General features: G+C 59.9%; 11 protein-coding genes. All 11 read left to right on the top strand.

Annotated elements, in window-relative coordinates:
* Positions 1–243: 243 nt before the first annotated feature.
* The gene (locus H2170_14295) at positions 244–822 is read left to right on the top strand and encodes an Rrf2 family transcriptional regulator (GenBank protein MCS6301244.1); all 579 of its coding nucleotides are present in this window, start codon (positions 244–246) and stop codon (positions 820–822) included.
* A 231-nt stretch (positions 823–1,053) separates the two neighbouring features.
* Positions 1,054–2,058, top strand: coding sequence for a sulfate ABC transporter substrate-binding protein (locus H2170_14290; protein MCS6301243.1), 1,005 nt, complete (start codon positions 1,054–1,056; stop codon positions 2,056–2,058).
* Positions 2,059–2,151: 93 nt separating this feature from the next.
* The gene (gene cysT, locus H2170_14285) at positions 2,152–2,982 is read left to right on the top strand and encodes a sulfate ABC transporter permease subunit CysT (GenBank protein ID MCS6301242.1); all 831 of its coding nucleotides are present in this window, start codon (positions 2,152–2,154) and stop codon (positions 2,980–2,982) included.
* A gap of 278 nt (positions 2,983–3,260) precedes the next feature.
* Positions 3,261–4,172: a sulfate ABC transporter permease subunit CysW gene (gene cysW, locus H2170_14280; protein ID MCS6301241.1), complete on the top strand. Its 912-nt coding sequence runs from the start codon at positions 3,261–3,263 to the stop codon at positions 4,170–4,172.
* 193 nt (positions 4,173–4,365) lie between these two features.
* Positions 4,366–5,412, top strand: a complete 1,047-nt coding sequence (locus tag H2170_14275; GenBank protein ID MCS6301240.1) for a sulfate ABC transporter ATP-binding protein — start codon at positions 4,366–4,368, stop codon at positions 5,410–5,412.
* Between the two features lie 117 nt (positions 5,413–5,529).
* Complete coding sequence (gene cysK / locus H2170_14270; protein ID MCS6301239.1) at positions 5,530–6,516, top strand: cysteine synthase A; 987 nt, start codon at positions 5,530–5,532, stop codon at positions 6,514–6,516.
* A 355-nt stretch (positions 6,517–6,871) separates the two neighbouring features.
* Complete coding sequence (locus H2170_14265) at positions 6,872–8,209, top strand: HlyC/CorC family transporter (protein ID MCS6301238.1); 1,338 nt, start codon at positions 6,872–6,874, stop codon at positions 8,207–8,209.
* A gap of 3 nt (positions 8,210–8,212) precedes the next feature.
* Positions 8,213–8,764: a DUF2062 domain-containing protein gene (locus H2170_14260; protein ID MCS6301237.1), complete on the top strand. Its 552-nt coding sequence runs from the start codon at positions 8,213–8,215 to the stop codon at positions 8,762–8,764.
* A gap of 418 nt (positions 8,765–9,182) precedes the next feature.
* On the top strand, positions 9,183–9,407 hold the full coding sequence (locus tag H2170_14255) for a hydrogenase nickel incorporation protein HypA (protein ID MCS6301236.1): 225 nt from the start codon (positions 9,183–9,185) through the stop codon (positions 9,405–9,407).
* A 103-nt stretch (positions 9,408–9,510) separates the two neighbouring features.
* Positions 9,511–11,052 (top strand): glutamine-hydrolyzing GMP synthase, encoded by a 1,542-nt coding sequence (gene guaA, locus H2170_14250; GenBank protein MCS6301235.1) that lies wholly within the window; start codon positions 9,511–9,513, stop codon positions 11,050–11,052.
* 673 nt (positions 11,053–11,725) lie between these two features.
* Positions 11,726–13,021 carry a histidinol dehydrogenase gene (gene hisD, locus H2170_14245; GenBank protein ID MCS6301234.1) on the top strand — a complete coding sequence of 432 codons (1,296 nt, stop codon included), beginning with the start codon at positions 11,726–11,728 and terminating at the stop codon, positions 13,019–13,021.
* The last annotated feature ends 16 nt before the right edge of the window (positions 13,022–13,037 follow it).

Here is a 13,037-nt window from a genome sequence, read left to right as displayed (position 1 = left end):
GGCCGTCGCGGCATGTGGGGAAGCTGGCCGTCTTTCGTGTCATTTGGTGTGTTTCGTGGGCAACATCGGCCGATGCCGTACTGCCGAGTAGGGATGGATCGCCTTCCTCATGAGCTTTAAATAATTACGTTACCCATTTTATTTAAGTGTTTAATGTATTAATTAAACTGAGTTCATGACTTAACCTAGGATTGTGCTTGAGCTCAAACCCTACCTATTCACTGTGGTTTAAGTTTAACGCACATGAAGCTCTCCAAAAAAGGTGAATACGCCCTCCGGGCCCTGATCGATCTCGGCATCGCTGCCGAGGTGGGCCGGCCGCTCGTGCAGGTGTCGGAACTCGCCGAAAAGGAGCAGATCCCGGTGAAGTTCCTCGAGCAGATCATGCAGCTCCTTAAGGAGGAGGGTTTTGTGGAAAGTCGGCGGGGCAAGTTTGGCGGCTACCGGTTGGCGGGGCCGGCCGCCAAGATCACAGTGGGCAGCGTGGTGCGGGTGATCGACGGCCCGCTGGCCCCGATCGGCTGCGTGAGCCACTCGGCGTACGAAAAGTGCAGTTGCCCCGACGAGGTGCACTGCGGCTTGCGAATGTTGATGCTCGATGTGCGCAACGCCATCGCCGGCATCCTCGACCGCTATTCGCTGGCCGACGTCGTTGAGGTGACGCTGCGCAAGATGCGGCGCGACGAAGTGCCCCTGCCGTTTTCCGAAGCGCTGGTCCCAGGTCGCGCCGCCTGCAAAGTCTCGGCTCGCTGCCCGGACCATCCCGACCTCAAGCCCGTCGCCGGCCTACTTTCTCAACTCTTTCCTGATTATAGTATTTAACGGCGATCGTCCGCATCATGAGCGCCCCCACCTCCCATTCCGCTAAATCCACATTGCCCGTTGGGCTCGCCATCGTCCGCCAGAGCGAGCGTAGCGAAAAGACCCGCTAGCCTTATTAATTGAAACATAGCGCGGTGCGGCAGGTCTCCCGTCTCCCTCCCTCCGTTCCCGCGCCGACCATCGTTTAATCCTTCCACTCGCCCCCTTTCACGCCTGCTTCATTCCAGCATCATGAAACTCAAATTTCTGCTCTCCCTTCTCGCCGCCGTCGCCCTCGCCGGCACGGCCCTCGCCAAAAACATCGAGCTGCTCAACGTCTCCTACGACCCCACCCGCGAGCTTTACGTCGATTACAACGCCGCTTTTGCCAAACACTGGAAGGTCAAGACCGGCGACACCGTCACAATAAAGCAATCCCACGGCGGCTCCGGCAAACAGGCCCGCTCGGTCATCGACGGCCTGCGTGCCGACGTCGTTACGCTGGCCTTGGCCAACGACGTCAACGCGCTCCATAAAAACGGCAACCTCGTCCCGGCCAACTGGCAGCAGCGCCTGCCGCACGACTCCGCGCCCTACACCAGCACCATCGTTTTCCTGGTCCGCAAGAGCTCGCCGTTCTATGGCAAAATCAAGGACTGGGCTGACTTGGCCCAGCCCGGCGTCGCCGTGATCACGCCCAATCCGAAGACCTCCGGCGGCGCGCAGTGGAACTACCTGGCCGCCTGGGAATACGGCCGTCGCACCTATGGCAGCGATGAAAAGGCCAAGGAGTTCGTCGCCAAGATCTACAAAAACGTGCCCGTACTTGATTCCGGTGCCCGGGGCGCCACCACCACCTTCGCGCAGCGCGGCATCGGCGACGTGTTCATCTCGTGGGAAAACGAGGCGTTCCTGGCGGTCAAAGAGTTTGGCCCCGACAAGTTCGAGATCGTCGTGCCCTCCGTGAGCATCCTCGCCCAGCCTTCGGTGAGCATTGTGGACCGAGTGGTGAAACGGAAGGGCACCGAGGCAGTCGCCAAGGCTTATTTGGAGTACCTCTACTCCGACGAGGCCCAGGACATCATCGGCAAGCACTACTACCGGCCAACCTCAGAAAAGGCCAAAGCTAAGTACGCGAATGTCTTCGCCAACCTGGAGCTGTTCACCATCGATGCGGCCTTCGGGGGCTGGGCCAAGGCCGCCGCCACCCACTTCGCCGACAACGGCACTTTCGACCAGATCTACCTGCGCCAGTAATCCTTGCCGAAACCCTTGCCATCCGGCGCGAGCTCGAAAGCATCCCCTGTCCTCGCGCCCACCGCGTCCATATCGCCACTCCGTCAACCTTTGATGTCCAGCCGTTCCTCACGTTCCATCCTGCCCGGCTTCGGCCTCTCGCTCGGCTTCACGGTCGCCTACCTGAGCCTGATCGTGCTGCTGCCGCTGTCGGCCGTTTTCATTAAAACCTCGGGCATGACGGTGGCGGAGTTTTGGGCGTCGGTGAGTTCGCCCCTAGTGGTGTCGGCCTACAAGGTCACCTTTTTCGCCTCGTTGGCGGCCTCGCTGGTTAACTCGTTTTTTGGGCTGATTGTGGCGTGGGTGCTGGTGCGTTATACGTTCCCCGGCAAGCGGGTGGTGGATGCGCTGGTGGATCTGCCCTTCGCGCTGCCCACGGCGGTGGCGGGCATCGCGTTGACCACGATTTATGGGCCGACCGGCTGGATCGGCCGCTGGTTGGCCCCCCACGACATCCAGATCGCCTACACGCCCTTGGGTGTTTTTGTAGCGCTGACCTTTATCGGTTTACCCTTCGTGGTGCGCACGCTCCAGCCGGTCATTGAGGAGCTGGAGCCGGAGTTGGAGGAAGCCTCGGCCACCCTCGGCGCCAGCCGCTTTCAGACCGTGTTTAAGGTGATCATTCCGCAACTGGTGCCGGCGCTCATCGCCGGCACCGCCATGGCGTTTGCCCGGTCCCTGGGCGAATACGGTTCGGTGGTTTTTATCGGGGCGAATTTGCCCATGAAAACCCAGATCGTGCCGCACGTGATCATCGAAAAACTGGAGCAATACGACTACAAGGGCGCCACCGCCATTGCCACCGTAATGCTCGTATCTTCCTTCGTTTTATTGTTGCTCATTAACCTGTTGCAGAAGTGGAGCCGTCGCTACCACAAGATCTAGGCGAGGCGGCAGAGAAATGAGCAAGGACCAATGCCCAATGCCCAAGGACCAAGGACCAATGAGAAATGACTAATGACCAAGGACCAATGAGAAATGACCAATGACTAAGACTCGATGACCAATAACCAATAATGAAACGCCCAACTTCAACCAGCCGCCCCCTCCGCACTACGGATTGGTCATTGGCCATTGAGCATTGGTCATTGGTAATTGGTCATTGGTAATTGGGCCTTGGTCATTGAGCATTGGATTTTCCGCCCTCCGCCTCCTCCTCCCGCATGGCCTCCATCGTCACTCACCTCCATAAACCCGGTTCCTCGCACGGCCACGCCTCGCGGGTGACGCAGGATGCCCCGTGGGTGCGTTGGTCGCTCACCACGGTGGCGCTGCTGTTCCTGTTTGGCTTTGTGCTGCTGCCGCTTACCGCGGTGTTTGCCGAAGGGTTGCGCAAGGGCGTGGTTTTGTTTTTCCAGGCGCTGGTGGATTCCGATGCGCTGGCGGCCATCAAACTCACCTTGCTCACCGCCGTCATCGCCGTGCCCTCCAACGTCGTCTTCGGCGTGGCGGCGGCTTGGTGCATCACCAAGTTTAGTTTTCCCGGCAAAAGCGTGCTCATCACCCTCATCGACCTGCCCTTCGCGGTCTCGCCGGTGATCGCCGGCATGATCTTTGTGCTCCTGTTTGGGCTCCAGGGCTGGTTGGGCCAGTATTTGAACGCTGAAAACGTCTGGTTTCCCTGGCTCCAGCAGTGGCTTTATCGGCAGGATTTCCAGATCATCTACGCCACGCCCGGCATCATCCTAGCCACCATTTTTATCACCTTCCCGTTTGTCGCCCGTGAGCTCATTCCGCTGATGCAGGCCCAGGGCACCGACGAAGAATACGCCGCCGTCACCCTCGGTGCCAGCGGCTGGCAGACCTTTTGGCGCGTCACGTTACCCAACATCAAGTGGGGGCTTTTCTACGGCGTGGTACTGTGCAACGCCCGTGCCATGGGCGAGTTCGGTGCTGTGTCGGTGGTTTCAGGCCACATCCGCGGCGAGACCAACACCATGCCGCTGCACGTCGAAATTTTGTACAACGAATACCATTTTTCCGCCGCCTTCGCCGTCGCCTCTTTACTGGCGCTGCTGGCCATCGTCACCCTGGTTTTGAAATCCGTCATCGAGTGGCGTAACAGCCGGGCTTGAGCCGGACATCAGACATCAGACATCAGACATCAGACATCAGACATCAGACATCAGACATCAGACATCAGACATCAGACATCAGACATCAGACATCAGACATCAGACATCAGACATCAGACATCAGACATCAGACATCAGACATCAGACATCAGACATCAGACATCTCAGATCTCCGACTTTCGCCCGATCCCGCATGAGCATCACTGCCAAAAACATCAAAAAAACCTTCGGGGCCTACAAAGCGCTCGACGGCGTCAACCTGAACGTGCCCGCGGGCAAGCTGGTGGCGCTGCTCGGCCCGTCCGGCTCCGGCAAGACCACGCTGCTGCGCATCATCGCCGGGCTGGAGTTTGCCGACGAGGGCAGCGGCCAGATCGGCTTTCACGGCGAGGACGTCACCCAAGTGCCCGCCGGCAAGCGCGGCGTCGGCTTTGTGTTTCAACACTACGCGCTGTTCCGCCACATGACCGTCGCCGAGAACATCGCCTTCGGCCTGGATGTGCGCAAACGCGCCGATCGCCCCGCCAAAAGCGAGATCGCCGACCGGGTGAACAAGCTGCTCAAGCTCGTCCAGCTCGACAACCTCGGCCAGCGTTTCCCCTCGCAGCTCTCCGGCGGCCAGCGCCAGCGCGTCGCCCTGGCCCGCGCCCTCGCGGTCGAGCCCAAGGTCTTGTTGCTCGACGAGCCGTTTGGGGCGCTTGACGCCAAGGTCCGCAAAGAGCTGCGCCGCTGGCTGCGCCAGTTCCACGAAGAGATCAACCTGACCACCCTGTTCGTTACCCACGACCAGGAGGAGGCGCTGGAAATCGCCGACGAGGTGGTCGTTATGAACAACGCCAAGGTGGAGCAAATCGGCACGCCCCAAGACGTCTACGATCACCCGGCCTCGCCCTTTGTTTACAACTTTTTGGGCAACGTGAACCGCCTCCAGTTGCCCTGGCGCGGACTCGCCCCCGAGGGGGCCGGCGGGCCGTTTACCGACACCAAGATCGCCTACGTGCGCCCGCACGAGCTGGAGATTTTGCGCTACCGCGTCGGCGTCGAGGGTGAGGTTGCCGTGGTCGAGACGATCCACTCCGCCGGTTCGGTGGCGCGGGTGACCGCCCGGCGCGGATCCAACGAGTTGATCGACATCGAGCTGGGCCGGGCGTTGCTCGAAGAACTGGCCCTTCAGCCGCGTGACCCCGTTCTGCTGCGCGTGCGCCGCAGCCGGCTGTTCACCGAAGACTACGCAATTTAAGCAACCCTCGCCCCGTTGCCCTGACTATTTCCCAAACGAATTTCCCTGTCCGTACGTTTCCTTTCTCCATCCCCTTTCCGCCTTTTTCACCTTTTTTCACCTAAACCCACCACCACCATGGCTCGTATCTACAACAACATCACCGACACCATCGGCAACACCCCGTTGGTTCGCCTCAACCGCACCGCCGCCGCTCACGGTGCCCAGGCCGAAATCCTCCTCAAGCTGGAGTTTTTCAACCCGTTGTCCTCGGTTAAAGACCGTATCGGCAACCACATGATCGAGGAGGCGCTCAAGTCCGGCCGCATCAACCAGAACACGATTCTGATCGAGCCGACCTCCGGCAACACCGGCATCGCGCTGGCCTTCGCCGCCGCCGCCAAGGGCCTCAAGCTGATCCTGACCATGCCCGAGACGATGTCTTTGGAGCGCCGCAAGCTGCTCAAGATCCTCGGCGCCAAGCTGGTTCTGACCGAAGGGCCCAAGGGCATGAAGGGTGCCATCGCCAAAGCCGAAGAGCTCAACAAGCAGATCGCCAACAGCGTCATCCTTCAGCAGTTCGCTAACCCCGATAATCCCGCCATCCACCGCGCGACCACCGCCTTGGAAATCTGGAACGACACCGACGGTTTGGTCGACATCCTCGTCGCCGGCGTCGGCACCGGTGGCACCATCACCGGTGTGGGCGAAGTGCTCAAAGCCAAGAATCCCGCGATCAAGATCGTGGCGGTCGAGCCCGCTGGTTCGCCGGTGCTCTCTGGTGGTTCGCCTGGCCCGCACAAGCTGCAAGGCATCGGTGCCGGCTTCATCCCGGCCGTGCTCAACACCAAGATCATCGACGAGATCATCCAGGTGAAGGAAGACCAGTCCGGCCCCGTCTCCAAAGAGACGATCAAGCTCGACGGTATTCCGGTGGGCATCAGCTCGGGTGCCGCGATTTTCGCCGCGCTGGAGTTGGCCAAGCGCCCCGAGAACAAGGGCAAGAAGATCGTCGTGATCATCCCGTCGTCGACCGAGCGTTACCTGTCCTCGTGGTTGTTCGCCGATATCGACGTCGAGAGCGACAACATCGCCGAGTTCATCACTACGCCCGCCGCGCAGTAAGCGCGGTTGGTGGCCCCGACGCGTTTAAATCGTGCGCCTCGGGGCTTTGTTGACACCAGCGGACGACACGGAGGTCGTCCCTCCGTGTGGGCCGGTTTCGGGAAAAGTAGCGCAGACTTCCCAGTCTGCTCCTCACTCGCAAGAAGCTGCTGCAGACTGGAAGTCTGCGCTACTTTACGGAGCCGAGCTCGGACGACACGGAGGGTTACTTGAGGTTCATCTTCAATTCCCGCTACGCAAAACGGCTTAAACCGAACGGGCCTTTCCCCGCGGTTTTTCCCTCGTCTTCCGCTGGCATCACGCCCCACTTGGCCGACGCTCACCTGTCCACGGTTTACCGGGCGGGCTGCGACTTATGACTCTCTTCGGCGAAATCCTCATCATTTTCATTCTGCTTTTGGCCAATGGCGTTTTTGCCATGTCGGAGATCGCCGTCGTGTCCTCACGCAAAGCCCGCCTCAAAAGCCTGGCCGACGAGGGCAACGTGAAGGCGCGCGCCGCGCTCTCGCTTGCCCAGCAGCCCTCCAATTTTCTCTCCACCGTTCAGATCGGCATCACGCTGGTCGGCATCCTCGCCGGCACCTTCGGCGGTGCCACGCTCTCCGAACAACTCAGGGTCTGGCTTGAGACCCTGCCGGCGCTGGCACCTTACGCTGAATGGATCAGCATCCTAGTGGTTGTCGGTGCGATCACCTACTTTTCACTGATCATCGGTGGACTTGTGCCCAAGCGCGTTGCGCTCAGCAATCCCGAGGGGCGAGCCATGCTCATCGCCAAACCGATGACCGGCCTCGCCGTCCTAGCCGCGCCCGCCGTCTGGTTTCTCACGATCTCCACTAACCTCGTTCTCAAAGTTTTCGGCCTAGGCAAGGACGTGGAGGCACCGCCCTCAGAGGAAGAAATTTCCAACCTCATTGAGCAGGGCACCACCGCAGGAGTTTTTCACCGGGCCGAGCGGGCCATGGTCGAGGGTGTGCTCCGGCTCGATGAGCGCTGCGTGACCGAAATCATGACGCGCCGCACCAAGATCGTCTGGCTGAACGTCGCTGACACCGAGGAGGTCAACTGGCGCAAAATCGTCACCAGCGGGCATTCGCATTTCCCGGTTTACGAGGGCACGCGCGATCACGTCATCGGCATGGTCTCGGTTAAATCCCTTTGGGCCAACGCTGCCGCTGGGGTCGCCAATGACATCCGCAATCACCTCACTCAGCCGCTCGTGGTGCCGCAGACCGTGCATGTGGTGCAGCTGCTCGACGGGTTTAAGAAATCCGGTAAACACCTCGCCCTCGTCACCGATGAATTCGGCAGTGTGCAAGGCCTGGTGACGCTCATCGACGTGATGGAGGCGATTGTCGGCGACCTGCCCGAGCCCGGCGACCGGGTCTCGCCCGACGCCGTGCAACGCGACGACGGCTCCTGGCTGGTCGATGGCAGCCTGGAGGTGGGCGAACTGCGCCGCCGTTTCGAGCTGCCGACGCTGCCCGGCGAGGAGGACGAGGATTTTGAGACCCTTGGCGGTTTTGTTCTCGATCGCATGGGCTACATCCCGCGTCCCGGCGAGCATTTCACCTGCCATGGTTGGCGCTTCGAGGTGGTGGACATGGACCGAAACCGTGTGGACAAGGTGCTGCTCGCCAAAATCCCGTTGCCCCCGGGAGCGGCGAGTTTACCGGGGCCCAAGTCCGCCTAAAGCATGCGTTTTCCCTACTGGATATTGCGCTTGTTGCATCGTAGTCGGCTTTCCCGCAGCCGGTTGCGTGGAACCTGGCTGCACACGCGCTTGGGCGACCGCTTGCTAGACAAAACCCTGTGGAAACCCACGCGCGAATCTCTGGCGCGCGCCTGGTTGGTGGGCTTCCCCATTACCATAATTCCGTTTCTTCCGCTTCAGTCGGTGCTGGCCTGCATTGCCGCGATCTTCTTTCGCGGAAACCTGCTGCTGTGCATTGTCCTGCAGTTTCTTTCGACGCCCCTGACCGCGCCGGTGCACCTGCCCGCGTGTTATTTTGTCGGCGAGGTAGTGCGCGGAAACCGGCCCTCCGAGGTTTGGCATAAAGTCACCCACTCGCCCCTCGGGGTGTTCACCGGGGATTCGCTCTTCTCGCTGTACCTGGGGGCCGTCGTACTCGGCGTTGCCATCGGCCTGCTAGGCTATGGGGTGCTCAAAAACTTTTGGCACATGCCGCTGAAAAAACGCCCCTCACTTGGGCCGGGGCGGGGAGGCAGAGAGAGAGGCGATTTTTAACCCGAACTCCGAAGTTTTAACCACGGAATGCACAGATGAGCACAGATAACAGAGTGTTACTGAATTTGAAGACAGGATGAAAAAAAGGGGGGCAAGGTGAGTCCGTTTACCTCATAATGGATTGTATCTGTGTAATCTGTGTAATCTGTGGTTGGTTTGAGCTTCGGAAATCAGGTTTAACGCAAAGATCGTCAGACCTGCGGATGGGCATCAATCCACCGCGCCCAAAAAACGGAGAGTGGCCGCAAAGAGGCGCAAGCGGCGCAAAAAACGGATGATTGCAGAGGGGTTGCCATTTGCGACTTCTGCGCATTTTTGCGGCTAAATTATCCGGTTTTAACTTATGCAGGTGGGATTGGATCGCGGCGTGATTCCCTGCTGGCGCTCTTGCGCCGGTGTTGCCTTCATTACGGTTTTCATGGGCCTGCAAATCGCGTCATTCATCTACTGTTCGTTGGTCGCAGCCGTGTTTCTTGGCCTTTGGCTCTACTACGATCGCCGCGATCATGCCCGCTTTGAGGGCGAACGCCGGCGTACTTCGTTTTGCTGCGTCCGCTGCAGCCACCTTTATTTCGTCCGCGGTGAGGTCGACTCCGGCGCCTGTCCCAATTGCAAGCAGGACAATGACCGCCTTCGCTTTTAACCTGCCCTCACTGCCGCCGACGCATTGACACGGTGCGCCCCGTTCGCCCACGGTTGCCGCTTCATTTTACCTATCCCTCACGCCTTTTCGCTTTTTTTCCTACATGCCACAGACCATCGCAGTCATTGATTTCGGTTCCCAGTACACGCAGATCATCGCCCGCCGTATCCGCGAGTGCCAGGTGTACTCCAAACTTTATCACTACACGGTGACCGCAGAAGAGCTGCGCAAGGACGGCGTGGTGGGCATCATTCTTTCGGGTGGTCCCAGCTCGGTGTTTTCCAAAAAGGCCCCGATCCCTGACAAGGCGCTGTTCGACATGGGCGTGCCCATTCTCGGCATCTGCTACGGCATTCAGCTCATGGGGCATCTGCTCGGCGGCGAGGTGTCCAAGAGCGACCACCGCGAATACGGCCACGGCACCCTCACGATTCAAAAATCGGGGCGCCTTTTTTCCAAGCTGCCCAAAAAGCTAAACGTTTGGAACTCCCACGGCGACCGCCTCATCAAGCTGCCGCCCGGCTTCACGGCCATCGGCACCACCGACAATTCCGAGTACGCAGTCATCGAGGACGCCAAGCGCAACTTTTACGGCATTCAGTTTCACCCCGAGGTTTCTCACAGCGAGCGCGGCACCGATGTGATCCGCAACTTCTTGGTCGGCGTTTGCAAAGCGTCCCAAGACTGGACCACCGCTGATTTCATTAACCAGTCTGTCGCCTCGATCAAGGCCACCGTCGGCAAGAAATCCCGCGTGCTCCTCGGCCTGTCTGGCGGCGTCGACTCCTCGGTTGCTGCCGCGCTTATTCACAAGGCCATCGGCAAGCAGTTAACCTGTGTGTTTGTCGACAACGGCCTCCTGCGCAAAGGCGAGCGTGAGGTCGTCGAGTCGCTGTACGCGCGTAATTTCAAAATCGACGTGCGTGTCGTCGATGCCTCCGCGCTGTTCCTGCGCCGCCTGAAGGGGATCACCGATCCCGAGCAAAAGCGCAAAATCATCGGCCGCACCTTTGTCGAAGTGTTTGAGAAATCCCTCAAATCCATCGGCGGCGCCGACTTCCTCGCCCAAGGCACGCTTTACCCTGACGTGATCGAGAGCGTGGCGATTGCCGGCAACCCAGCCGCGCTCATCAAATCGCACCACAACGTCGGCGGCCTGCCCGAGCGCATGAAGCTCAAGCTGCTCGAGCCCCTGCGTGAGCTCTTCAAGGACGAGGTGCGCGCGGTGGGTGAAGCCTGCGGGCTGCCCCGCGAGGTCGTCTGGCGTCAGCCGTTCCCCGGCCCGGGTCTCGGCGTGCGTGTCGTCGGTGAAATCACCAAGGAGCGTCTCGAAATCTTGCGCAACGCCGACTTCATTCTCCAGGAGGAGATGATGTCCAATGGCTGGTACTGGAAGGTCTGGCAGTCCTTTGCCGTGTTTATTCCCGTCAAAACGGTCGGCGTGGTCGGCGATGAGCGTAACTACTCCTACGTGATCGGCCTGCGCATCGTGGAGAGCATCGATGCGATGACTGCCGACTGGACGCGTTTGCCCTACGACCTGCTGCAGAAAATCTCCTCGCGCATCACCAACGAGGTGCGCGGCGTGAGCCGTGTCGTGCTCGACATCAGCTCCAAGCCACCGGCGACCATCGAGTGGGAGTAATCCCTGCCGGCCGCCTTAACCCCAATGCCGTTAAGGCATGCTCTACCTCGAGCAATCGGCGTCGGATCGAGAACGAGTAAGATTAAGAGAACGAGGACGATACGGAATTCAGCGGTGCCGCTGACGTGCCGATCGGTGGACGGGGATTGAATCGTTCTCGTTCTCTTACTCGTTCTCTTTCGTCAGGGACTCGGGGGCGTTTCGGTTCGGTGTACTCGATTCCTTTGTCCGTATATTAATATTATAGCGCAACTTGCTTATCCCGAGATTTATCCGGGCCATGCCTTACAGGCATTAGCCTTAACCCACTTCGCGTTCAAGATGAGCTTTAACGAAATGGGTTTGTGCGGGAGCGGCTTACCCTTTGGGCAAACACCTTGAGCTCACGCTCAAGGCCACGGGGAGTGTTCTCGAGGCGTGTGGCCTTGAGCGTGAGCTCAAGGATGCCGGAGGGGTGTTCCCGGGGTGTGTGGCCTTGAGCGTGAGCTCAAGGATGCCGTCTCAACGTGAAAGCGAATTAGCCTTACGCTTGCGGATGTCTTTCATGCTGAGCCCGTCGCGAGTGATCACGGCGGGCTTTTTTGTGTCCTCAAGGCTCTTTTCACTGCGGAGAGTTTTCCTACTCGCGCCGGAGGGGGCGGGTGCCTAGTGCTTGCCGACTCATTTTACCACCGTGCGCCTACTTCAGTCCTCCTCCAAAACCTTCGATTCTGATCTGGCTGAATTTTGTCGCGGCGCTGCCGTGCCCAAGGACATCCGCGACGCGGTCACCTCGATCCTCGCCGACATCCAGCAACGCGGGGACGAAGCCGTGTGTTACTACGCCGCCAAGTTCGATGGCGCCAAGCTCCGCGCCCGCGATTTCCGCGTTAAGCCGGCCGAGATCGCCGCAGCCGTCAAACGCTTGCCCGCCGCTGAGCGCAAGGCGCTGGTCGCCGCTCACGAAAACATCGTCGCCTTTAACAAACAGAGTTTGCCCAAGGACTGGATGGGCAAAAATAAACACGGCGCCGATGTCGGTGAGGTTAACCACCCGATCCGCCGCGTCGGTCTCTATGTGCCGGGTGGCGAAGTGCCGCTGGTCTCCACGGTCCTGATGACGGCCACGCTGGCCAAGATCGCCGGTTGCCCCGAGATCGCCGTGTTCACGCCCTCGAATTCCCAGGGCAAAATCGCCGATGGCGTGCTCGCCGCGCTGGACTTAGTCGGCATCGACGAGATCTACCGCGTCGGTGGCGTTCAGGCGATCGGTGCGGCTGCTTTCGGCACGCTCACCGTGCCGGCCGTCGATAAAGTCTTCGGGCCCGGCAACGCCTACGTGTGTGAGGCCAAGCGCCAGGTGTTCGGCACTGTCGGTGTCGATTCGCTCCCCGGTCCCAGCGAGGTCATGATCATCGCCGACGAAACGGCCAATGTCGCTTTCGCCGCCGCCGATTTGCTGGCCCAGGCCGAGCACGGTTCCGGCCGCGAGAAAATCTACCTCGTTGCAACCTCCGCCGCGATTATTGCCGCCATTGGCGAAGAGGTGAAGGTGCAGCTCAAACAGATCTCGCGCTCCGAGAAAACCCAGCGCGTGCTCAGTCAGGGCTTTTTGGCGATCGAGGTGAAAAACCTGACCGAGGCGGTCAAGATCGCCAACTATGTCGCCCCCGAGCACCTCGAACTGCTCGTTAAGGATTCGGCGCAAAAGACCCTGTTGCGCGACATCACCACGGCGGGTGCCATTATGTTGGGCAACTTCACGGCGACGGCTCTCGGCGATTTCACCGCCGGACCGAGCCATGTCCTGCCCACGGCTCGTGCAGGACGCTTCTTCAGCGGACTGCGCGTGGCCGACTTCATGCGCCGCACCAGCGTGGTTTGCTACAACAAGGCCTCCGTCAAAAAAGCCGAACCCGTGGTTTCGGCCTTCGCCGCCATGGAGAAACTCGACGCCCACGGCCGCTCGGTGAAGATCCGCGCTCTTTGAATTAACGTCGTTCCCA

The organism is Opitutus sp. (genome assembly GCA_024998815.1).
In the GTDB taxonomy this organism is placed as follows: domain Bacteria; phylum Verrucomicrobiota; class Verrucomicrobiia; order Opitutales; family Opitutaceae; genus Rariglobus.
The sequence above is the reverse complement of the archived record's forward strand: the minus strand, read 5'-3'. Positions and strand labels throughout refer to the sequence as shown.